We start from the raw sequence: 23,205 nt of genomic DNA, 5'->3' as shown, positions 1-23,205 counted from the left end.
TTCGATGTGCCCGAGGTAGCCGCACTGCCGCTTGAGCAGTCCAAATACGATCTCCTGATTGCCACCGCGCGCGATGAAACACCGGCGGTGACCATTGTCGCGCACCCTTGCGACGAAACCTCGCTGCGCGGCGCGTTGGAGGCAGCCGAGACGGGACTGATCACGCCCGTGCTCGTCGGCCCGGAAGCGAAGATCCGCAGCGTCGCTGCCGAACACCGGCTCGACCTCGGAAGCTACGAGATCGTCGATGTGCCGCACAGCCATGCGGCGGCAGCGCAAGCAGTGGCGATGATCCGCGAGGGCCGCGGCGAGTTGCTGATGAAGGGAAGCCTGCATACGGATGAGCTGATGCGCGAGGTCGCAGCCTCCGCGACCGGTCTGAGGACCGATCGAAGGATCAGCCACGTCTTCATAATGGATGTGCCGGGCCATGCCGAGACGCTTTTCATCACCGATGCGGCCATCAACATCTTCCCGGATCTCGAAGCCAAGCGCGACATCGTGCAGAACGCGATTGATCTCTGGGTCACGATCGGGCTGGGCGAGCCGCGTGTTGCCATTCTTTCGGCTGTCGAAACCGTGACGACGAAGATCCCGTCGACGATTGAGGCCGCAGCCCTCTGCAAGATGGCCGAGCGCGGCCAGATCACCGGTGGCCTGCTCGAAGGCCCGCTTGCGTTTGATAATGCGATCGACCCGGAGGCTGCGAAGATCAAGGGCATAGAGTCCCCAGTTGCCGGCCGTGCGCAGATCCTGGTGGTGCCGGACCTCGAAGCCGGTAACATGCTTGCCAAGAACCTGACCTTCCTGTCCCATGCCGACGCAGCCGGAATAGTTCTCGGTGCCCGCGTGCCGATCGTGCTGACGTCGCGGGCAGACTCTGTGCGCACACGTCTCGCCTCCTGCGCCGTGGCCTCGCTCTACGCGGCACGGCGGCGCACTGCGCAAGTTGCGGCGGTGTAGCCATGGACGCACTTCTCGTCGTCAATGCCGGATCGTCAAGTCTGAAGTTTCAGGTCTTCGGGATCACAGATGCCGGCCCCGAGCGCCGGGTGAAGGGTCAGATCGGCGGCATCGGTACGCGACCGCGCCTGCAAGCGAAAGCGGCCGACGGAACGGTGCTCATCGACCGGAGCTATGAAGCCGGCGTTGTCCGCGACCTGCCGGCGGCCATTGCCGCGGCGCGGGACTGGCTGCTCACCCTTGAAGGCTTCACATTGCGTGCGGTGGGCCACCGGGTGGTGCATGGCGGCCCCGACTATGCCGAGCCGGTGCTGATCGATGCCACGGTGCTCGATTGCCTGGCGAGTTACCAGGATCTCGCCCCGTTGCACCAGCCCAACAACCTGGCCCCGATCCGCCAGGCCATGGCGATCAATCCGGATGTGCCGCAGGTCGCCTGCTTCGACACCGCCTTCCATCACGGCCATCCGAAAGAGGTGAACTGTTACGCCATGCCGCACAGCTATTATGACGATGGCGTGCGGCGCTACGGCTTCCACGGTCTGTCCTACGAATACATCTCGGAACGCCTGCGCGAAGTCGCGCCTCAGGTGGCGGGGGGCCGCGTCATCGTTGCGCATCTCGGCAGCGGCGCCTCGATGTGTGCCCTGCGCAATGGCCACAGCATCGAGAGCACCATGGGCTTCACCGCGCTCGACGGCCTGCCGATGGGAACGCGGCCCGGACAGCTCGATCCGGGCGTCGTGCTCTATCTGATCCTCCAGCGCGGCATGAGCGCGCAAGCCGTCTCGGATCTGCTTTATCATGAGGCAGGCCTCAAGGGGCTCTCCGGCGTGTCGAACGACATGCGCGATCTTCTTGGCAGCGAGGATCCGCATGCCAAACTCGCGATCGACCATTTCCTCTATCGCTGCGGGCTCAATGCCGGCATGCTCGCGGCCGCGCTTGCCGGTATCGATGCCTTCGTCTTCACGGCGGGCGTCGGCGAAAACTCGGCGCCGATCCGCGCCCGCATCGCAGAGAACCTTACTTGGCTCGGGGCCGAACTCGATCCGGCGGCGAACGCAGCGGGTACTACGCTGATCTCCACGCCTTCAAGCGGCGTCGCACTCTACGTCATTCCGACCGACGAGGAACTGATGATCGCGCGCCACACGCTGGCACTCCTCCAAACCCGTGCTGCCTGATTCACCGGAGACAATCCATGTCCATTCCTGTCGCAAAGGCCAAACTTCTGGACGGCCGCAAGGGTCTGATTGTCGGCATCGCCAACGACCGGTCGATCGCCTGGGGCTGCGCCCGTGCCTTCCACGCCTTCGGGGCGGAGGTCGCAGTCACCTATCTGAACGACAAGGCCAAGCCCCATGTGGAACCGTTGGCGCGTGAAATCGAAGCGCCGATTTTGATGCCTCTCGACGTTGCCGTTCCGGGTCAGATGGAGGCGGTGTTCGAGAAGATCGAGAGAACCTGGGGTGAGCTCGACTTCGTCGTGCACTCGATCGCCTTTTCGCCGAAGGATACGCTGGGCGGTCGCGTGGTCGACGTGCCGCGCGACGGTTTCTTGAAGACCATGGACATTTCCTGCTGGTCCTTCATCCGCATGGCGCATCTCGCCGAGCCGCTGATGAAGAACGGCGGCACGCTCTTCACCATGACCTATCATGGCTCACAGGTGGTGGTCGAAAACTACAACATCATGGGCGTCGCCAAGGCGGCGCTCGAAAGTGCGGTGCGCTATCTGGCGGCCGAACTTGGCCCGAAGGGCATCCGTGTCCATGCGATTTCGCCCGGAGCGCTTGCAACGCGCGCCGCCTCCGGCATCCCGGAATTCGACGCGCTGCTCGAAAAGACCAAGGTCAAGTCACCGTCCCGCGAACTCGTCGACATCGACGACGTTGGGGTCGCGACGGCTTTCCTGGCGCATGATGCCGCCCGGCTGATAACGGGGCAGGTGCTTTATGTCGACGGCGGCTACCACATCATCGATTAGCCGCCGTCTAAGTCTGCTTGGGTCAGATGTTGCCCATGCAGAGGTATTTCATCTCGAGATAGTCTTCGAGCCCGTGGCGGGAGCCCTCGCGGCCGATGCCCGATTGCTTGATGCCGCCGAAGGGGGCGGCTTCCGACGACATGCGGCCGGTGTTGATGCCGACCATGCCGTATTCCAGCGCTTCCGCCACATGCCAGACCCGCTTCAGGTTCTCCGCGTAGAAATAGGCGGCAAGACCATAGATCGTGTCATTGGCTTCCGCGATCACCTGCTCGGCGGTCTCGAAGCGGATGATCGGAGCGATCGGACCGAAAGTTTCTTCCTGGGCGACCCGCATATCGGTCGAAATGCCGGTTAGTACGGTCGGCTCGAAGAAGGTGCCTGAGGTGCCGATCCTGTGGCCGCCGGCACGCACCCTGGCCCCTTTGGAAACGGCGTCGGCGACATGGGCCTCGATCTTCTCGATCGCGTGCTTGTCGATCATCGGGCCGATGGTGATGCCCGGGGTGAAGCCGTCGCCGACAGTGAGCTCGGCGACGCGTTTGACGAATTTCTCGGCAAAGGCGTCGTGGACGCCCGATTGCACATAGATGCGGTTTGCCGACACGCAGGTCTGGCCGGCATTGCGGAACTTCGCCTGAACGGCGCCATCCACGGCCTCGTCGATGTCGGCGTCGTCGAAGACGATGAACGGGGCGTTGCCGCCAAGCTCCAGGCTGACTTTCTTGATCTGGTCGGAGCACTGCCGCATCAACAGCCGCCCGACTTCGGTCGAGCCGGTGAAGCTGATCTTGCGCACCTTCGGATTGCTGCAGAGTTCACGGCCGATCGCAGCGCCTTCCGAGGCATAGAGCAGGTTGACGACGCCCATGGGGAAACCGGCCTTTTCGGCTAGCACGAACATGGCGCCGGCAACGAGCGGTGTCTGCTCGGCGGGCTTCAGGACGATGGTGCAGCCGGCGGCAAGCGCCGGCGAGATCTTGCGGGCGATCATCGAGGCCGGGAAGTTCCAGGGCGTAATGGTGCCAACGACGCCCACGGGTTGCTTGATGACGAGCATGCGCCGATCGTTGGCAGGTGCCGGGAAGGTCTCGCCATAGATGCGCTTGGCCTCTTCCGCATACCACTCGACATAGGCTGCGGCGTGCAGCACTTCGCCCTTCGATTCTGCGATCGGCTTGCCCATTTCGGCGGTCAGGATCGCCGCGAGGTCGTCGGCATGTTGCACGATCAGGTCGTGCCAGCGCCGAAGCACCGCGCTTCTATCTTTGGCGGGCTTTGCCGCCCAGAGAACCTGCGCCTTTGCCGCGGCTTCGATCGCCGCATGCGCCTCTTCGATACCCATGTCTGGAAGGGTTGCCAGCAGCTCGCCGGTCGACGGGTTAAAGACGTCGAAGGTTGCGCTGGTCCAGCCGGCGGCGGCATGTGCAATGGTGTGTAGCGGCGCGAATAGGTCGGCGGCGCGCAGGTGCTTGGTCAAGGCGGGGGGCAAGGTCATGGGCGGGCATCCTCCGGCGATGGCCCACCGTGAGGCGGCAGGCCCGCTTTTGCTTGTTTTTGCGGAGGCCGATTGATGTCGGCACCCGAGCTTCACATGTCTGGATTGACGCGCAGCATCTGCCGCGCCGCGCGTCCTTCAAGATACGCCAAGCACTTTGAACTGCTGCACAATTTTGCCCTCAAGTCGATCCCGATTTAAGGAATTATGCAGCAGACAATCGCGTTAGCGGTCGCCCGTTCGGGCGTCAACCACGCGCGGCGAGGATCGACGCTTCGAGAATGTCGAGCGCTTCGGCGAAGACCTCGTCCTGGATGGTGATCGGCGCCAGGAAGCGAATGACGTTGCCATGCACGCCGCAGGTCAAGAGGATCAGGCCCTTTTCCAGCGCGATCAGGCGCACCTTGTTGGCAAAGTCGGCACTCGGCAGATTGGTCTTCACGTCGTTGAACTCGACGGCGTTCATGAAGCCGGGGCCGCGGATGTCGGCGATTTCGGGCGCTTGCTCGCGGATCGCGGCGAGGCGCTGCTTGAGCCGACCGCCGAGATGCTCGGCGCGCTCGCAGAGCTTCTCCTCGGCGATGACATCAAGAACCGCATGCGCGGCGGCGATGCCGAGCGGGTTGCCGCCATAGGTGCCGCCAAGGCCGCCGGGGGCAGGCGCGTCCATGACTTCGGCGCGGCCGGTAACGGCGGCCAGCGGGAAGCCGCCGGCGAGGCTCTTTGCCATGGTGATGAGGTCAGGCGCGACTTCGTGGTGGTCCATGGCGAACATCTTGCCGGTGCGGGCAAAGCCGGTCTGGACTTCGTCGGCGATCAAAAGAATGCCGTGCTGGTCGCAGATTTCGCGCAGCGCCTTCAGGAAGGCGGCAGGAGCGGGGTAGAACCCGCCTTCACCCTGCACGGGCTCCAGGATGATCGCGGCGACGCGGCCCGGATCGACATCGGCGGCAAAGAGCTTCTTAAGCGCGGCGAGCGACTGTTCGGTGGTGATGCCGTGCAGTTCGATCGGGAAGGGGGCGTGGAAGACGTCGCCCGGCATCGCGCCAAAGCCAACCTTGTAGGGAACGACCTTGCCGGTGAGCGCCATGCCCATGAAGGTCCGGCCGTGGAAGCCGCCCGAGAAGGCGATGACCGCCTGGCGGCCGGTCGAGGCGCGGGCGATCTTGACGGCGTTTTCGACGGCCTCGGCACCGGTGGTCACAAAGATCGTCTTCTTGGCGAAGTTGCCCGGCGTCAGAGCGTTCAGGCGCTCGGCGAGGTGCACGTAGGATTCGTAAGGCACGACCTGATGGCAGGTGTGGGTGAAGCGATCGATCTGCGCCTTGACCGCTTCAACGACCTTCGGGTGGCGATGACCCGTGTTGACGACCGCGATACCGGAGGCGAAGTCGATGTAACGGTTGCCTTCCTTGTCCCAGATTTCCGAGTTTTCCGCGCGCTCGGCGTAGATCTGGGTGGTCATGCCGACGCCGCGCGAGATAGCGGCGTTCTTGCGGTCGGTGAGGGTGGTCATGGCGCGTTCCTGTCACGTCTGGAGTTAATATATTGCATTTTTTCTGCAAGTTTATTCTGGAAGTGGTACACCTTTCACAGTCGATTGCAAATCAAATTTGGTGATCGAGACACCACGGGTGCTGATGCGCCGTTCTTGTCAGATCTCGATCGCGGTGGCTAAGGTTGCCGGCACTTTGGCGCGACATGGATTCGTGCCAGCGCCGACAGTTAGTGAAGGATGCAAAGAATGGGCGCGGTGCGCTACAAGGTTGCCGAGGCGGCGCGTCTGGCGGGGGTTTCCGCTTCGACGTTGAGGCTGTGGGAGACGCAAGGGCTGGTCGTGCCCGAGCGCTCGCCGACAGGACATCGGCAATATACGGAGGGTGATCTCGCGAGGCTGAAGCGCATCGCTTGGTTCCGGGCGGAACGTGGCCTGAACCCGGCGGCGATCCGCGAGTCGCTGGAGGCGGAGGTATCCGCAGACGATCAGGCAGGATCACCAGCGGGGGAGGGTTCCGACAACCAGGTGGGACGCAAACTTCGTAGTCTGAGGCACGCCGCGGGCAAGACGCTGGAGCAGGTTGCTGGCGATATCGGCATCGCCGCATCGGTGCTTTCGACGCTCGAACGCACCTCGCAGGGTGTTTCGGTCGCCGTGTTGCACAACATCGCGGAGTATTTCGGGACGACGGTCTCCAGTCTGTCGGGTGAGGAAGAGGCCGATGCGCGCGCTGTGGTGCGGGCCGGCGAATGGCGGACATGGCCGCGCACGACACCGGGCGTGACCGTGCAGCTCCTCGCCGATGGCCGCAATCAGATGGATTGCCACCGTTTCGTGCTGGAGCCGGGGGCTTCCAGTGAGGGCGCCTACCGGCATGAGGGCGAGGAGTTCGTCTATGTGCTGTCCGGCCGGGTCGAGTTCATCCTCGACAGCGATCAGTTCTACGACCTCGGCGTCGGCGATTCCCTGTACTTCGAGAGCAAGAGGCGCCATGCCTGGACGAACCGGCACGACGGCGAAACCGTGTTGCTCTGGGTCAACACGCCCCCGACGTTCTAGGGTGATCTCCGCGCACCGCCAGGCCAACACGTTCAGGATGCGTCACTGGACTGACGGCGATCGCCGGAGGTTCGGACCTGGCATTGCCTAGCAGTAATAGACACCGGCGGCACAACGTCGCGCGGTCCGGCGAGCGACCCCTGCCACGCTAACCGGCGTCAATGGCCGGCCAACTCTGGCAATGGCAGGGGTGACGAAGCTCAGGTCCGCTATGCTTGGCGTGTCGGTTGCCAATTCGCCGATGCAGAGTAGGGCGGCCAAGGCGAGCCAGACGAACCCCGCGCGTTTACAGAAGCTCATTTTTCATCTCCCACCACGAAATTATCCGGCAGTTCACTCAAACTCTGCTTGAGGGCGTTCACGTCGGCCTTTTCGGCATTCGTCGCATTCTTGAAGGCGAAATCATCCGCGGCCACGTCATTCCCCGATTTCCAGTCCCTGATCTGGATGCTGTACTCTGGCTCGCCCTTGACCTTGCTCGAGGTGATGACCAACCGGCAGGGGTACGGTTGATCGCCATGCGCCACCCAGATCTGGAAGTCCACGTCGTCCTTACGGAAGGCAAGGGAATCGCACTCCTTGCCGTTGACGACGCCGCTTCCCAGATCCTTGGAGTCATAGACGCCCTTCATCAACTCCTCATATGAATTGGTCATCAGCAAGTCTGCAGCTGGCAACGGCAGTCCGTGCTTGTCTTTCAACTCGTCTATCAGCTGATCGACCGTCCCATGCATTTCCACCTGTGTGTACTTGTTGATGTTCTTTCCAAGAAGCGTGAGCGTTTTTCCGTCGAACAAGGTCTCGGTATCGACAAATCCGCCCGAACGGGTCGTATGCACCCGGTCTGGCCGGCTAAGGTTCACGGTGCCGGAACTCGATAGCCCAAGCTTCTGGTCCGTGTTGGTGACGACCTGAAGATTGGCATCATAGCTGAACGACAGGGCCTTCTGAGAGGCCAGGTAGTCCGACATGGCCTTCAGTAATTTCTTGGCCTCGGGCGAGTCGGTAACTCTCATGAGTTCGACCCGACGGTTGAGAGCCCGACCTTCAGCCGTCTTGTTGCTGGCAACTGGCATAGTCTGACCGGCACCGGTGGCCATCAGCTTGTCAGCGGAAATTCCTCTTTTGACCAGCGCCGCCTTGATCATGTCGGCACGTTCTTGAGAAAGGCGTTGGTTGGTTTCCGCATTGCCGCTCGCATCGGTGTGGACGACAATTCTCAAGCTCCAGTCAGGGAACTTCTTGAGCACGGCAACAATGTCGTCAAGAAGCTGTTCTGCGCCTGCCCGCAAGGTGGACTTTGCTATGGCGAAGCGCAGGCCTGGCATATCGTACTGTTCTCGTGTCTGTAACGCCTGCTGCAAAGCTTCCTTGCTGTGCTGCATATTTGCGCCGCCCGTGTCCCGGGCCCACGCACCTGGCGCGGCGGAAAGAACAAGGAGCGCAAGGGCTCCCCGAGCGAGGCGTCTCTTGATCGATATATCTTGGCTGATTGTCCTGCGGAGGTTGAGGAGTTTTCCGCAATCAGGCAGGCAGGCTGGCGCACTCGACATCGCAACGATCCTTCTCAAGTTGCTGAGAATTAAATTACAATGCACTTGCAACGCTAACGGCGTGGAATTCTTGGTCCTCGCTGACCGTTTGGGTTCGGCCCCCGCGAGGCAAGGGATCAGTTCTCTCCGGTCCAGACGCAACTGTCGGCCCGCCTTCACCGAGCAAGCAGTGTTCGCTGGAAGAGGGGCCTCTGCCAAGCGGGCAGAGGCTCGAGATGCAGTGTGGTCGTCACGCCTCCGAAGCAACCACAGCCGCGTATGGTACATCTGCCCGATTGGCGCGCAATTCATCCTATCTGATTAGGGACAGTTACAGGCGAGAGTGGTGGCGCCGGCGCTGTCCGACGACTGTTCGCCCGTGGCTGCTGCCGATAGACCTGAAGTGTCCGGCCGCACAGCTTGCGGTTTCAGCCTTCTGTCGATCTCAGAAAACCACCGTAAAAAGATCGGCGCGCGCCCCGTGTGCGGAGCGCGCGCCGATCGATGTCTCTCTATATCCGGCTGCCCTGTTTCGACTAGCGCCGAAAAAGGACTGGGGGATCTATGGATCAGGCGGCCGCGTAGCGCTTTGCCATTTCCGACAGGCGCAGCGCGCGGATCTTCGAGGCCTTGCCGGCGGTGCGGAAGGCTTCGAAACGCTGTTTGCAGACTTCGGTCATCAGCGCGGTTGCCGGCTTCAGGTAGTTGCGCGGGTCGAAGTTCTCCGGGTTCTCGGCAAAGTTCTTGCGGATCGTGCCGGTCATCGCGAGGCGCAGATCGGTGTCGATGTTGACCTTGCGCACGCCGAGCGGGATCCCCTTCTGGATTTCGGAGACCGGAACACCCCAGGTCGGCTTCATCTTGCCGCCATAGGTGTTGAAGAGGTCCTGCAGATCCTTCGGCACCGACGAGGAGCCGTGCATGACGAGGTGCGTGTTCGGCAGCTTCTTGTTGATCTTGGCGATCGTCTCGATCGACAGGATGTCGCCATCGGGCTCGCGGGTGAACTTGTAGGCGCCATGGCTGGTGCCGATCGCAACGGCGAGCGCATCGACGCCGGTCCTGGAGACGAAGTCGAGCGCCTGGTCCGGATCGGTCAGAAGCTCTTCGCGCGACAGCTTGCCTTCGAAGCCGTGGCCGTCTTCCTTGTCGCCGGCGCCGGTCTCGAGGTTGCCGAGGCAGCCGAGCTCGCCTTCGACGGAAACGCCGGCCGCATGCGCGATCTTCACGACTTCGGCAGTGACGGCGACATTATAATCATAGCTCGCAACGGTCTTGCCGTCCTTTTCGAGCGAACCGTCCATCATAACGGAGGTGAAGCCGTTGGTAATCGCCGAGATGCAGGTCGACGGCTGGTCGCCGTGGTCGAGGTGCAGACAGACAGGGATATGCGGGTACTCTTCCGCAGCACCCAGGATCAGGTGGCGCAGGAACGCATCGCCTGCGTAGGAGCGGGCGCCGCGGCTTGCCTGAAGGATGACCGGACTGTCGGTGGCATCAGCAGCGCGCATGACGGCCTGAATATATTCAAGATTGTTCACATTGAACGCCGGCAGCGCGTAGTCGTTCTCCGCCGCATGGTCGAGCAGTTGCCGCAATGTGATCAATGCCATTCGCTATTCTCCCTTGGTGCTTAAGCGCACCTTCCCGGTGCACTACAAAAACAATCCGGCTTAAGACGCCGCATGGCATCATCGCGGGCAGCGATGGCCGGTTCTCCGTGCGGTGTGACGGCGTGCGCGAATTGGTCGCGCCCACCGAAGTCCGGCGCACAATAGTTCATCGAAGTGGTTTGACAACCGGGCAAAAGGCAGGTTGCCAGAGGTCGAAAGTCGCTTCAATCGATTTTACTGTGGACTGGATGCAACACCCTTCCGGTGAACTGGTTTCACTTTCTGGTGGTGCCCTCCAGTCGAGGGAAGTGGCGATCGTAAATGCAATCTATAGGGGCATAGAGATTGCTGTACACTATGTGAATGGGTGTGGTTGAGAAACAGTCTGTCGACAGGCTGTGAACGCCTCGCAAGAAGATTGCGGCGAAACGCTTCTTTCTTTTCGCACATTACGTAAACTGCGGCTGAAATTCACAAACTTTGCATTGCGGCCGATTCGCCATCTTCTCTGATCGCACTTCGCCGATAAAAATAATCGACCTAAAACGTTGCAGGAGATTTCGTGAAAATGCCGCGCTTGCGTCATATGTCCGTCGCAAAGGCGACGAAAAGAATCGCAAACGAAATACAACTATAAGGATAGGTCGAGTCCCGCTTTATAGATAAAGATGCAAACGGCCGCAGAATCCGCCTTGCCTTTGGGGGCGATTTGCACTTCTCTCCTGCGATCACAAACCCAAAACAAGGGGAAGGAGAGAAAGAAAATGGCCTCACTGAAACTCAACCTGCGTGCTGCTGCGCTGATCGGCTCGCTGCTCATCGGAGCAAGCCCGGCGCTGGCCGAAGCTGTCCTGCATCGCGGCAATGCGGGTGAGCCGCAGACGCTTGACCAGCACCACACCTCGATCAACATCGAAGCGTTCATCCTCAAGGACCTCTACGAGGGCCTGACGATCTATGACGCCTCCGCGAAGATCGTCCCGGGCGTTGCTGAAACGTGGGAGCTTTCGGACGACGGTACGGTATATACCTTCAAGCTGCGCGCTGATGCCAAGTGGTCCGACGGTTCGCCGGTAACGGCCGAAGATTTCGTCTTCTCCTTCCGTCGCGTCGAAGACCCGAAGACGGCTGCCGGCTACGCCAACATTCTCTTCCCGATCAAGAACGCCGAGAAGGTCAACAAGGGCGAACTGCCGACAGACCAGTTGGGCGTAAAGGCGATCGACGAAAAGACCGTCGAAATCACGCTCGAGCGTCCGACTCCGTTCTTCCTCGAACTCCTGGCGCACCAGACGGCACTTCCGGTCAGCAAGGCAAGCGTCGAAAAGAACGGCGCCGACTTCGTCAAGCCGGGCGTCATGGTTTCGAACGGTGCATTCACGCTTCAGGCCCACGTTCCGAACGACAGCCTGACGGTCGTCAAGAACGCCAACTACTGGGATGCGGCCAACGTCAAGCTCGACAAGGTCGTCTTCTACCCGATCGACGACCAGGCCGCTTCGGTCCGTCGCTTCGAGGCCAAGGAAATGGACCTGGTCTATAACTTCTCGGCTGACCAGATCGATCGCCTGCGCACCTCCTACGGCGAGCAGGTCCACGTCTCGCCGTCGCTTGCGACCTATTACTACGCCTTCGACACCCGTCAGGAACCCTATAGCGACGTTCGCGTCCGCCAGGCTCTCTCGATGGCCGTTGACCGCGACTTCCTTGCCAAGGAAATCTACGCCGGTTCGCAGCTGCCGGCCTATTCGATGGTTCCCCCGGGCATCGAAAGCTATGGCGAGCCGTCCAAGGCTGAGTTCGGCACCCTGTCGCAGCTCGACCGCGAAGACAAGGCCATCGCCCTGATGAAGGAAGCTGGCTACGGCGAAGGTGGCAAGCCGCTCGACATCGAGCTGCGCTACAACACCAACCCGAACCACGAGCGTGTTGCAACCGCTGTCGCCGACATGTGGAAGAACACCTTCGGCGCCAAGGTCTCGCTGGTGAACCTCGACGTGTCCTCGCACTATGCCTACCTGCAGGAAGGTGGCAAGTTCAACGTCGCCCGCGCTGGCTGGCAGGCTGACTACGCGGACGCCGAGAACTTCCTGGCGCTCAGCGTTGGCTCAAACAAGACCTTCAACTACGGCCACTTCGAGAACGCCGAGTTCGACGGCCTGATGAAGAAGTCCTACGACGAGCAGGATCCGGCAGCCCGCTCGAAGCTGATGCATGAGGCGGAAGCGCTGCTGATGAAGGAACAGCCGATCGCTCCGCTCCTGACCCAGGCCGATCTGTGGCTGGTCGCCAGCCGCGTCAAGGGCTGGGCGGACAATGCTCCGAACGAGCACCTCAGCAAGTTCCTGAGCATCGCCGAATAACGAACAGGAACGACGCGCGGCGAAAAGGCCGCGCGTCGCCTCCGGAGCACGTCCATGATTTCCTTCATCCTTCGCCGATTGGCGAGTGCGGTGCCGACCTTGTTTATCGTCGTCACCATTTCGTTTTTCCTGATGCGGTTCGCCCCTGGCGGTCCCTTCAATCTCGAGCGTCCTCTTCCGCCACAAACGATGGCGAACCTGATGAAGACGTATCAGCTCGACCAGCCCCTATGGCGCCAATACACGCACTATCTTAGCAATGCGGTGACCGGCGACTTCGGTCCGAGCTACGTCTACAAGGACAACAACGTCGCCGAACTGATCGGCAAGGGCTTGCCCTATTCGATGGAACTCGGCTTCTATGCCCTGCTTGTCGCGCTGATCGGCGGTGTCACCGCCGGTACGATCGCTGCACTCCGGCAGAACAGCGCTCTCGATTTCGCGATCATGTCGTTTTCGACGATCGGCGTCACCGTGCCCAACTTCGTTGTTGGCCCGGTATTGACGCTGGTCTTCGCGATCATGCTTGCATGGCTGCCAGCCGGCGGCTGGGGTGATGGATCACTGCGCTTCCTGATCCTGCCGATGATCGCTTTGGCGCTGCCGCAGCTTGCGGTGTTTGCGCGGCTCACGCGCGGCTCAATGATCGAGGCGCTCCACACCGACCATATCAGGACGGCCAAGGCCTATGGCCTGCCGTCGCGAACTGTGGTGGTGACCCATGCGATGCGCGGCGCCATGCTGCCGGTTGTTTCCTATCTCGCACCTTGTGCTGCGGCGCTCTTGACCGGCTCGGCCGTCGTCGAGACGATCTTCACCATTCCCGGTGTCGGCCGCTATTTCGTACTCGGCGCCATCAACCGAGACTACACGCTGGTGATGGGCACGGTCATTCTCGTTGCCATCTTCGTCATCGTCTTCAATCTCCTGGTCGACATTCTCTACGGCCTGCTCGATCCGAGGGTTCGCCATGACTGATATCGTCCAGACCCCGGTGGTGACACCGGAAACCAAGGGGCGCAGCCTCTTCCAGCTCGCGGCCATGCGCTTCAAGCGCAACCGCGCCGCCATGGCCGGCTGCTTCATGCTGGCCCTGATCGCACTCTTCTCGTTCCTCGGGCCCTTGTTCGTTCCGCACACCTACGATCAGGTCTTCCCGTCCTATGTGTCGATCGCTCCGAGCCTGGAGCCGCGCCCGGACACCACGACGCTCAAGGACGTGATGGAAGGGGTCGCGACCCGCGCCCGCGTCACGCTGAAGGAGTTCAACCTCGAGGGCGAGACCTTCACGGCGACGATCACCTCCGAACAGCCGATCGATTCCCGCGCAACGCGCTATTTCGACCGCGCCAACGAGTTCCGCGACACCCAGGTGGTGGCAACGGAAGACGACGGGAAGACGCTGAAGGTCACCGGTCAGGTCGACCGCGAGTACTTCCCCTTCGGCACCGACAGCAACGGGCGCGACCTCCTGGTCCGTGTCATGCTCGGTGGCCAGATCTCGATCGCCGTCGGCCTGCTCGCAAGCCTTGTGTCGCTTGGTATAGGCGTCGTCTACGGCGCGACATCGGGATACATCGGCGGCCGCGTCGACAACGTGATGATGCGTCTGGTCGAGATTCTCTATTCTCTGCCCTTCGTCTTCCTCGTCGTCGTGCTCGTCGTCTTCTTCGGCCGCTCGTTCATCCTGATCTTCCTGGTGATCGGCGCGGTGGAATGGCTCGACATGGCCCGTATCGTGCGTGGCCAGACACTTGCGCTCAAACGCCGCGAATTCGTCGGCGCCGCGCAGGCGCTCGGTCTCACCGACTGGCAGATCATCCGCCGGCACATCATCCCCAACACGATCGGCCCGGTCATCGTTTTCGTGACCGTCGTCGTGCCCAAGGTGATCCTGCTCGAGAGCTTCCTCTCCTTCCTCGGCCTTGGCGTTCAGGCGCCGCTGACGAGCTGGGGCGCGCTGATCTCGGAAGGCGCAAACAACATCCAGTCGGCGCCGTGGCTTCTGATCTTCCCGGCCATCTTCTTCGTCCTGACGCTGTTCTCGCTGAACTTCGTCGGCGACGGCCTGCGCGACGCGCTCGACCCGAAGGATCGCTGACATGGCAGATACAAAAGAAACCATCCTGGCCGTCAGCGGTCTCAAGGTGAACTTCTCAACGCCCGACGGCACCGTCGAAGCGGTCAAGGGCATCGACCTCGATGTCCGCACCGGTGAAACGCTTGCGGTTGTCGGCGAGTCCGGCTCCGGCAAGAGCCAGACGATGATGGGCATCATGGGCCTGCTCGCCAAGAACGGCGAGGTCACAGGCTCGGCACGTTACCGCGGGCAGGAGCTCGTCGGACTGCCGCCGAAGGCATTGAACCAGGTGCGCGGTGCGAAGGTCACCATGATCTTCCAGGAGCCGATGACCTCGCTCGATCCGCTTTATCCGATCGGCCGCCAGATTGCCGAGCCGATCGTCCATCACCGCGGCGGCACGTTCAAGCAGGCGCGAAAGCGCGTGCTGGAGTTGCTCGAACTGGTGGGCATTCCGGAGCCGGCGCGGCGCATCGACAGCTATCCGCACGAGCTTTCGGGCGGTCAGCGCCAACGCGTGATGATCGCCATGGCGCTTGCCAACGAACCGGACCTTCTGATCGCCGACGAACCGACAACGGCACTCGACGTGACCATCCAGGCGCAGATCCTCGATCTCTTGAAGTCGCTGCAGCAGCGCTTCGGCATGGCGATCGTGCTGATCACCCACGACCTCGGGATCGTCAAGCATTTCGCGGACCGCGTGGCCGTGATGCGCCGTGGCGAAGTGGTGGAAAAGGGCACGACGGCCGACATCTTCGAACGGCCTCAGGCCGACTATACGAAGATGCTGCTGGCAGCCGAGCCGAGCGGCCGCAAGGCTTCACCGGCCGACAGTGCGCCGATCATTCTCGAAGGCCGCGACGTCTGTGTCGACTATCAGATCGGCGGCGGTCTTTTCCGGGGCGGGAAGTCTGTTTTCCGTGCGGTGGATAAGGTCAATCTGCGCCTGCAAGAAGGGCAGACGATCGGCGTCGTCGGCGAGTCCGGTTCGGGCAAGTCGACCCTCGGTCGCGCGCTGCTGCGGCTTCTGCCGAGCAGCGGCTACTATCGCTTCGGAACCACGGATATCTCCGGCTTCGACCGCGGCCAGATGCGGCCGCTGCGACGCACGCTGCAGCTCGTGTTCCAGGATCCCTACGGCTCGCTGTCGCCGCGGCGCACCGTCGGCGAGATCATTACCGAAGGTCTGCACGTCCACGAGCCCGAGCTCAGCCGTGCCGATCGCGACCGCCGGGCGTCCGAGGCGCTGAAGGAAGTGGGGCTCGACCCAGCATCCCGCAACCGCTATCCGCACGAGTTCTCGGGCGGCCAGCGCCAGCGTATCGCCATTGCCCGCGCGATGATCCTGAAGCCAAAGGTCGTCATTCTCGACGAGCCGACATCGGCGCTTGACCGATCGGTGCAGGGGCAGGTGATCGAGCTCCTGCGGGACCTGCAGCGTTCACACGGGCTCTCCTACATCTTCATCAGCCACGACCTCTCTGTCGTGAAGGCGATGTCGGACTACGTGATCGTCATGAAGAACGGCAAGATCGTCGAGGAAGGTGAAACGGACGCCATCTTTGAAGCGCCGAAGCAACCTTATACCAAGACGCTGATCGGCGCGGCGTTCAACGTCTGAGCCAGTCGCAAATACCTTTGACGGGGACGCGAGCGATCGCGTCCCCGTTTTGATTCCAAGGTTTCCGGTGCAGGCGCGGCTTCGTCCGTCTTTCCGGTGTTGTTTCCTGCTTGTGCAACCGCGATGATGCGTGTGCCAGCCGCTTGCGAATTCCCGCATCGAGACCGACCGTCACCCCATTGGGGTCCCCAAATGTTGCAGAGGAGCAGGAGGCAACAGGCATTTCACGGCTGCAATCACACTGCACGGAGAGACCGGCCAATGCTTCATCATATCGAGATCTACGTATCGAACCTCGGCATCTCGCATAGCTTCTGGACATCCCTTCTCGCCGAGGTCGGATACGAAGAAAGCGGTCGTTGGGATGACGGTTTCACGCTTGCCCATGGCCACGACGCCTACCTGACATTTGTGCAGGTCGGTGAGAAGCATGCCTCTCGCGACTATCATCGGTGCGGGGTCGGGCTGAACCATCTGGCGTTTCGCGTAAAGGGCCGTGAGACCGTCGACAGGCTGAGGCGATTTTGCCAGGAGAACGGCATTTCTTGCCTCTATGACGACCCATATCCGTTCGCAAACGGCGGAAGCGACTATTACGCGCTGTTCATCGAAGATCCGGATCGTATCAAGGTGGAGTTCGTTGCAGCTTCCGCTGGGTGAACGGCGTTACACTTCACTGCATCCAGCCTGGCGATCCGGAGTTGGGATTGCGCGCCCAAGGCTGATGAGTCCGGCACCCGATTGGGTCAATGCTCCCCGTCGGTGGAAAAATCCGCGGCGACGAGCTTCTTGTCGAGCCCGAACTTCTGCATTTTCTCGTAAAGCGTTTTGCGCGAGATTCCGAGTGATTCATAGACCGGCTTCAGCGCTCCGCCATGAGCGGCGATCGCCGTTGCGATCAGACCCTTCTCATAGGCGGCAACCTTGTCAGCGAGGCGGCCGCCATTCTCTGCTCTCGCCGTGTCGTCGGGAGCAGCGTCGAGACCCAGCACCAGGCGCTCGGCCGCGTTGCGCAATTCGCGGACGTTGCCCGGCCAGTCGCGCTCCGCCATTTCAGCCAGCATCGCCTGCGAGACCTCGGCTTCGTCGCGGCCGTAGCGAGCGGCGGATTCCCGCACAAGCTGAAGGAAGAGCAGAGGGATATCGGCGCGCCGCTGGGCAAGCGAGGGAACTCTGAGCGTCGCGACGTTGAGGCGGTAGAGCAGGTCGGCGCGGAAGCGCCCGGCAGAGACCTCCTTTTCGAGGTCGACCTTGCTGGTCGCGATGAAGCGCACATCGAGCGGTACGACTTCGTTCGATCCGAGCCGGGTGATGACACGCTCCTGGAGGACGCGCAGGAATTTCGCCTGAAGATCGAACGGCATTGAGCCGATCTCGTCGAGCAGGATGGTGCCGCCGCGACCATGCTCAAACTTGCCGTAGCGCGGCCGGATGGCACCGGGAAACGCGCCAGGCTCATGGCCGAAGAGTTCGCTTTCGATCAGGTTTTCCGGCAGTGCCGCGCAGTTGATGGCGATGAACGGGCTGTTGGCACGGGCGCTGAGATCATGCAGCGTGCGGGCCAGCACCTCCTTGCCGACACCGGTATCGCCGATGATCAGCGTGTCGGCGTCGGCTGCGCCGATCGCGCGGATCCGATAGCGCAGGTCGACCATCACCTGGCTTCGTCCGGGCAGCCGCTGTTCGATGTCGTCGCGTTTGCCGGCGACAGCCTTCAGCCGGCGGTTTTCAAGAACCAGCGCGCGCCAGTCCAATGCGCGGCGAATGGTGCCGGCGAGCATCTGTGCCGCAAAGGGCTTCTCGACAAAATCATAGGCACCTTCGCGCATCGCGCGCACGGCAAGCTGCACGTCGCCATGGCCAGTAACAAGGATGACCGGGACCTCGGCATCGATCTCGCGGATGCGCTGGAGCAGCGTCATGCCGTCCATGCCGGGCATGCGGATATCGCTGATGACGACGCCGGCAAAGCTGTAGCTGATGAATTCCAAGGCATGTTCGGCGGCGGCGAAGGTATCGACGCGGAATCCGGCGAGTTCCAGCGCTTGCGCGCTCGAATGGCGCACATCCTCTTCGTCGTCGACGAGCAGGATCCGGCTCTCGATCATTCGGCAGCCTCCCGGGCATTGCTGTTTTCGGCGGTGAGTTCGATCCGGAACTCGGCACCGCCTTCCGGTAGGTTAGTCGCGATAAGACTACCGCCGAAATCCTTGATAATGTTATAGGAAATCGAAAGACCAAGGCCCAGCCCCTTGCCGACGCCCTTGGTGGAAAAGAATGGATCGAAGATGCGTTCGGCAATCGCCGGCGGAATGCCGGGCCCGCGGTCGCTGACTGTCAGCACCACCTTGCCGTCCTCCTGTCGGGCGCGAAGCCGAATGGTGCGGTCGTCAAGCCCCTCGACGGCATCGGCCGCATTGGAGATAATGTTGACCAGCACCTGTTGCAGGCGGACTGAACCGGCACGCACGACGAGCGGTTTATCGCCGACATCGATGTCGATGGTCGCCGCTGCGGCTTTCAGGCGAACTGATACGATCTCCATCGTATCGCGTACCACCTCTTCGACCGAAACAGGCCCAAGCTTCTCATTCGGCTTGCGGGCGAAATTTCGCAGATGCTTGCTGATCGCCGCCATTCGGTCGACGAGCCCGGAGATCCGGCGGATATTGTCGGTCGCCTCGTCGGAACGGCCACGTTCGATCAGCAGGGCCGCGCTGTCGGCATAGGTCTTGGCGGCGGCAAGGGGCTGATTGAATTCATGCGACAGCGCCGCGGACATTTGTCCGAGACCTGCCAGCTTGCCCGCCTGGACCAGATCGGCCTGCGTCCGGCGCAATTGCTGTTCCGTCAGTCGGCGTTCGGCGATTTCTTCTTCGATCTGCACGTTGACACGCGCGAGGTCGGCTGTGCGCTCGTCGACGCGGCGCTCGAGCTCCACCTGTGCCTCTGCCTGCATCGAGATGCGCTCGTTGAGCCGCGCGCGCCTCTGCAGCACGATGGCCACGCCCAGTCCGGCGAGGCAGATGAGCAGCAGCACGGCAATGACGGTCGTCAGCGCCTGCGTGCGCACAGAGGCGGTGTCGACGAGAACGTTCACGGTCCAATCGGCATCCGGCATGGGTTGCGACAGCATAAGGTATTCGCGGCTCGAATTGCCGGAAGACACGGTCAGGAAATGGTGATCGGAGGCCGCGCGCTCCGACACCGGCAGGGCGCGCACGGTGGCATCGGCGTAGCGCCTCGATGCTTCGGTTCGCGCCAGCCGCTCCGCCGTCAGCGGCAGGATCGAGGAATAAAGCCAGTCCGGATCGCCGGACATGAAGATGATGCCTTCAGGATCGGAGACGAAGATCTTGTATTCGCCGCCCTGCCAGGATGCTTCGATGCTTTCGACGTCGACCTTGAAGACCATGACACCGCGGATATCGTCGCCGACACGGATCGGCGAGCCAAAGAAGTAACCGCGTTTCAGCGATGTGGTGCCAAGTGCGTAGAAGCGCGATTGGTGCCCGCGCAGCGCTTCCTGGAAATAGGGCCGGTAGCTGAAGTTCTGGCCGACGAAACTCGTCGGCCCGTCATAGTTGCTGGCAGCGATCGTGTCGCCATCCGGCGTAATCACATAGATGTCCGATGATTGGAGCAGGCCGTTGATGTCTTTGAGGTAGGCGTTCACCGCCTCCCGCAGTCTGCGATCGCGTGGGCGGGTGACGAGTTCCTGGACATCCTCGTGATCGGCGATCAGCGCTGGCAGTGCCTGATAGCGATTGAGGTGGCCATCGAGCGCCGTGACGGCGAGCCGGAGAGCGGTGGTGGCTTGAGCGGTCGCTTCGCGCAGATAACTGTCGGTCGTAACTGCATAGCCTTTCCAGGCCAGCATGGTCGCAAGCAACGGCAGCAACAGGAATCCAAGGGCTAGGCGATATTTCACAGGTGTCTGCGCGCCTCCTCGCGTGCTGACGACAACATGCCGCGAAGCGATCTTAAAGCATCGGCGCAGCGGGTCACAAGCGCAGCACCGCGGCGTTCATGATTGTTGACGAGAGCGTAGTGCTGTCAACGAAGCGTTGACAATGCGTTTGGCCGCAGCCGTCTTTCGCCGACGGCCGGATGAGCGCATCTATCACCCAACGGAGCGCCCGGTGGCGCCGGAGAGAAAGGATCACGGCAATGCTCAATCAGATCAAGGGTCTGCATCACGTCACTTCGATGGCCGACGATGCGCGCGAAAACAATGTGTTCTTCACCAGGTCGCTCGGCCTGCGTCGCGTGAAGAAGACAGTCAACTTCGATTCGCCGGATGTCTACCACCTCTATTACGGCGACGGAGCTGGCACACCCGGGACGGTCATGACCTATTTCCCATTCCCGAACATGCCGCGCGGCCGTGCCGGCACCGGCGAAGTGGGGACGACTGTTTTCTCGGTGCCGCAAGGCTCCCTCGGCTTCTGGAAAGATCGCCTGACGACGCTTGGCGTGACCGGTCTCAAGGATGAAGAGACCTTCGGTGAAAAGCGGCTGAACTTCGCTGGCCCTGATGGCGACGGCTTTGCCCTCGTCGAGGTCAAGGACGACCAGCGCACGCCATGGACCGAAGGCGGCATCTCGGCGGATCATGCGATCCGTGGCTTCCATTCCGCGGCACTGCGTCTTCGCGATGAAGGCGCGACGTCCGAACTCTTGAAGTTCATGGGCTACGAAGAGCTCGACCGCAAGGATGGCGTCACGCGTTTGATCGTGCCTGGCGGCAATGATGCGCGGGTCATCGATCTCGAGACGATGCCGAATATCGGACGCGCGTCTCAGGGCGCCGGCTCGGTGCATCACATCGCTTTTGCCGTCGAAAACCGCGAAAAGCAGCTCGAAGTGCGCAAGGCGCTGATGGATACGGGCTACCAGGTTACCCCGGTCATCGACCGCGATTACTTCTGGGCGATCTACTTCCGGACACCCGGCGGCGTTCTGTTCGAGATCGCCACCAACGAGCCGGGCTTCGATCGGGACGAGGATCTCGCTCATCTCGGTGAGGCGTTGAAGCTGCCGCAACAGCACAAGCACCTGCGTCCGATCCTGGAAAGCCACCTGCAGAAGATTGACGACTAACACGCTATGCAGGGAAGGCTCGCCGTTGTAGCGAGCCTTCGGCACCGGATTGTACGGAAAGAACGGTTCACGGCGTCGTCGGAACCGTGAATCCAAGGCTCTGAAATCAGACAATCTCGGACGGGACGTTTACCCGTTTCCGGAAATTCTCCAGGAGACTAAAAATGGTCGATCATGGTTACGTTCACAAGCTGAAGGCCGGCAAACCCGGCCAGCCGATCTTCTTCGTCTTCCACGGGACGGGCGGAGATGAAAACCAGTTCTTCACCTTCGCGTCCGAGCTTCTGCCCGACGCGACGATCGTCTCGCCGCGTGGCGACGTGGCGGAATATGGTGCCGCACGCTTCTTCAAACGCACGGGTGAGGGCGTCTACGACATGGCGGATCTTGCACGGGCGACCGAGAAGATGGCCGGTTTCGTCAAGTCGCTCGCGACCGAACACGGCGCATCCGAGGTGATTGGCCTTGGTTACTCCAATGGCGCGAACATTCTTGCCAATGTGCTGATCGAAGGCGGTGTCTTCGACAAATCGGTGCTCATGCATCCTCTGATCCCGTTCCGGCCAAAAGACAATCCGGCGCTTCAAGGGCGCCGGGTGCTGATCACTGCCGGCGAACGAGACCCCATCTGCCCGGCGCCGCTGACCCAGACCCTGGCAGACTATTTCCAGGGGCAGGGTGCGGTGACGCAAACCGAGTGGCACCCGGGCGGCCATGACATCCGCCAGAACGAGGTTGCGGCAATCGGCCGTTTTCTGAAGAGCTGAGACTACTCCAACCGACGGCGAAACAGCCATGAGGCGGCCGAGAGGGTAACGACGGCGATCAGCAGCAGCGGGATCGTCTGTCGCGCCACCTCGACCGCCGGAATGTCCTTGAGGAACACGCCTTTCACGATGACGAGGAAGTAGCGCAGCGGATTGACGTAGGTGATTGGCTGCAGCCAGGTCGGCATGTTCTCGATCGGTGTCGCAAAGCCCGAGAGCAACATCGCCGGCACCATGAAGAGGAAAGCGCCAAGGATCGCCTGCTGCTGCGTCATCGACAGCGCCGAAATGAACAGGCCGAGGCCCACCACGGACGCAAGGTAGAAGACTGCGCTGCCGTAGAGCAGGAACAGAGAGCCGCGCAGCGGTACGCCGAAGATGAAGACGGCGGCCAGGATGTAGATCGTGATGTGGAACAGGCCGATCATCATCGGCGGGATCAACTTGCCGATCAGGATCTCATGCGTCCTCAGCGGAGAGACCATCAGCTGATCGAACGTGCCGAGTTCGCGTTCGCGCGCGATCGATAGCGCGGTCACGATCAAGCCGATCAAAAGCGCTATGCTGGCGACCAGGTTCGGCACCATGAACCATTGATAGGTGAGGTTCGGATTGAACCAATTGCGCGCGACGACGGTCACCGCTCCGGATGCCATCCGTTTGCCGGCGGGCGTTTCAGCGGCAAGCGTGCCGACGATACGGCTGAGATAACCGGAAACGATCTGTGACGCATTCGAACGGCGTCCGTCGAGGATGATCTGCACGTCGGCTGGCCGGCTCGCCTCGATATCGCGCGAGAAGGTGGGGCCGATTTCGATTGCGGCGATGACCTTTTGGGTGTCGATCGCGACGCGCACGTCGTCGGGACTGCTGGTGAAGCGGATGCTGCGGAAGGTTGGCGACCCCTGGATCTCCTGCACGAGGTCCTGGCTCCAGTGGCCGTTGTCGCGGTTCAGCACCATGACGTCGACATTCGTCACTTCCAGCGTCGCGGCGTAGGAAAACACCAGCAGCTGCAGGATCGGCGGCACGATCAGCACGGTGCGTCCCTTGGGATCACGCAGAACCGCAAGCAGTTCCTTGACGATCAGCGCCTTGAGCCTTGTCCACCACAT

At 61.7% G+C, this 23,205-nt stretch carries 19 protein-coding genes; 11 read left to right on the top strand and 8 right to left on the bottom strand.

The window, feature by feature from the left end:
- Window positions 1–6: 6 nt before the first annotated feature.
- Genes PWG15_RS26060 through fabI form a run of 3 tightly spaced genes read left to right on the top strand, consistent with a single transcriptional unit; the run spans window position 7 to window position 2,953 of the window.
- Window positions 7–963: a phosphate acetyltransferase gene (locus tag PWG15_RS26060; RefSeq protein WP_275027023.1), complete on the top strand. Its 957-nt coding sequence runs from the start codon at window positions 7–9 to the stop codon at window positions 961–963.
- Between the two features lie 2 nt (window positions 964–965).
- Window positions 966–2,150: an acetate/propionate family kinase gene (locus PWG15_RS26055; RefSeq protein WP_275027022.1), complete on the top strand. Its 1,185-nt coding sequence runs from the start codon at window positions 966–968 to the stop codon at window positions 2,148–2,150.
- Between the two features lie 17 nt (window positions 2,151–2,167).
- Window positions 2,168–2,953, top strand: a complete 786-nt coding sequence (fabI, locus tag PWG15_RS26050; RefSeq protein ID WP_275027021.1) for an enoyl-ACP reductase FabI — start codon at window positions 2,168–2,170, stop codon at window positions 2,951–2,953.
- Window positions 2,954–2,975: 22 nt separating this feature from the next.
- On the opposite strand, the gene PWG15_RS26045 is transcribed toward fabI, so the two are convergent.
- Both PWG15_RS26045 and PWG15_RS26040 read right to left on the bottom strand, forming a co-directional pair.
- On the bottom strand, window positions 2,976–4,451 hold the full coding sequence (locus tag PWG15_RS26045; RefSeq protein WP_275027019.1) for an NAD-dependent succinate-semialdehyde dehydrogenase: 1,476 nt from the start codon (window positions 4,449–4,451) through the stop codon (window positions 2,976–2,978).
- A 247-nt stretch (window positions 4,452–4,698) separates the two neighbouring features.
- The gene (locus tag PWG15_RS26040) at window positions 4,699–5,967 is read right to left on the bottom strand and encodes a 4-aminobutyrate--2-oxoglutarate transaminase (protein ID WP_275027017.1); all 1,269 of its coding nucleotides are present in this window, start codon (window positions 5,965–5,967) and stop codon (window positions 4,699–4,701) included.
- 219 nt (window positions 5,968–6,186) lie between these two features.
- Here PWG15_RS26040 and PWG15_RS26035 point away from each other — a divergent pair, with 219 nt between their 5' ends.
- The gene (locus PWG15_RS26035; protein WP_275027016.1) at window positions 6,187–7,008 is read left to right on the top strand and encodes a MerR family transcriptional regulator; all 822 of its coding nucleotides are present in this window, start codon (window positions 6,187–6,189) and stop codon (window positions 7,006–7,008) included.
- Between the two features lie 87 nt (window positions 7,009–7,095).
- Here the strand turns inward: PWG15_RS26035 and PWG15_RS26030 are convergent, their stop codons facing one another.
- From PWG15_RS26030 to fba, 3 genes are all read right to left on the bottom strand, one after another.
- Window positions 7,096–7,308, bottom strand: a complete 213-nt coding sequence (locus PWG15_RS26030; RefSeq protein ID WP_275027014.1) for a hypothetical protein — start codon at window positions 7,306–7,308, stop codon at window positions 7,096–7,098.
- A complete protein-coding gene (locus PWG15_RS26025; protein WP_275027012.1) occupies window positions 7,305–8,393 on the bottom strand; it encodes a DUF2092 domain-containing protein in 1,089 nt (362 codons plus the stop codon). Before PWG15_RS26025 ends, PWG15_RS26030 begins: the two co-directional genes overlap by 4 nt.
- A gap of 716 nt (window positions 8,394–9,109) precedes the next feature.
- On the bottom strand, window positions 9,110–10,153 hold the full coding sequence (gene fba / locus PWG15_RS26020) for a class II fructose-bisphosphate aldolase (protein WP_275027010.1): 1,044 nt from the start codon (window positions 10,151–10,153) through the stop codon (window positions 9,110–9,112).
- A 764-nt stretch (window positions 10,154–10,917) separates the two neighbouring features.
- Here fba and PWG15_RS26015 point away from each other — a divergent pair.
- From PWG15_RS26015 to PWG15_RS25995, 5 genes are all read left to right on the top strand, one after another.
- Complete coding sequence (locus PWG15_RS26015; RefSeq protein ID WP_275027008.1) at window positions 10,918–12,516, top strand: peptide ABC transporter substrate-binding protein; 1,599 nt, start codon at window positions 10,918–10,920, stop codon at window positions 12,514–12,516.
- 54 nt (window positions 12,517–12,570) lie between these two features.
- Window positions 12,571–13,494: an oligopeptide ABC transporter permease OppB gene (gene oppB, locus PWG15_RS26010; RefSeq protein WP_275027005.1), complete on the top strand. Its 924-nt coding sequence runs from the start codon at window positions 12,571–12,573 to the stop codon at window positions 13,492–13,494.
- Window positions 13,487–14,617, top strand: coding sequence for an ABC transporter permease (locus PWG15_RS26005; protein WP_275027003.1), 1,131 nt, complete (start codon window positions 13,487–13,489; stop codon window positions 14,615–14,617). The genes oppB and PWG15_RS26005 overlap by 8 nt, the downstream gene beginning before the upstream one ends.
- 1 nt (window position 14,618) lies before the next feature.
- Entirely contained in the window at window positions 14,619–16,220 is a 1,602-nt protein-coding gene (locus PWG15_RS26000) for an ABC transporter ATP-binding protein (protein WP_275027001.1), read from the top strand.
- Between the two features lie 261 nt (window positions 16,221–16,481).
- Window positions 16,482–16,880, top strand: a complete 399-nt coding sequence (locus PWG15_RS25995) for a VOC family protein (protein WP_275027000.1) — start codon at window positions 16,482–16,484, stop codon at window positions 16,878–16,880.
- An 86-nt stretch (window positions 16,881–16,966) separates the two neighbouring features.
- Here the strand turns inward: PWG15_RS25995 and PWG15_RS25990 are convergent, their stop codons facing one another.
- Together PWG15_RS25990 and PWG15_RS25985 are read right to left on the bottom strand one after the other, a co-directional pair.
- Window positions 16,967–18,328 (bottom strand): sigma-54-dependent transcriptional regulator, encoded by a 1,362-nt coding sequence (locus PWG15_RS25990; protein ID WP_275026999.1) that lies wholly within the window; start codon window positions 18,326–18,328, stop codon window positions 16,967–16,969.
- Complete coding sequence (locus PWG15_RS25985; protein WP_275026998.1) at window positions 18,325–20,151, bottom strand: sensor histidine kinase; 1,827 nt, start codon at window positions 20,149–20,151, stop codon at window positions 18,325–18,327. The genes PWG15_RS25990 and PWG15_RS25985 overlap by 4 nt, the downstream gene beginning before the upstream one ends.
- Before the next feature lie 239 nt (window positions 20,152–20,390).
- Here PWG15_RS25985 and PWG15_RS25980 point away from each other — a divergent pair, with 239 nt between their 5' ends.
- A complete protein-coding gene (locus PWG15_RS25980) occupies window positions 20,391–21,323 on the top strand; it encodes a VOC family protein (RefSeq protein ID WP_275026996.1) in 933 nt (310 codons plus the stop codon).
- 164 nt (window positions 21,324–21,487) lie between these two features.
- A complete protein-coding gene (locus tag PWG15_RS25975; RefSeq protein ID WP_275026995.1) occupies window positions 21,488–22,090 on the top strand; it encodes an alpha/beta hydrolase in 603 nt (200 codons plus the stop codon).
- Between the two features lie 2 nt (window positions 22,091–22,092).
- On the opposite strand, the gene PWG15_RS25970 is transcribed toward PWG15_RS25975, so the two are convergent.
- Window positions 22,093–23,205 carry an ABC transporter permease gene (locus tag PWG15_RS25970; protein ID WP_275026994.1) on the bottom strand — a complete coding sequence of 371 codons (1,113 nt, stop codon included), beginning with the start codon at window positions 23,203–23,205 and terminating at the stop codon, window positions 22,093–22,095.

This window comes from Ensifer adhaerens, assembly GCF_028993555.1.
Classification (GTDB): domain Bacteria; phylum Pseudomonadota; class Alphaproteobacteria; order Rhizobiales; family Rhizobiaceae; genus Ensifer; species Ensifer adhaerens_I.
The sequence above is the reverse complement of the archived record's forward strand: the minus strand, read 5'-3'. Positions and strand labels throughout refer to the sequence as shown.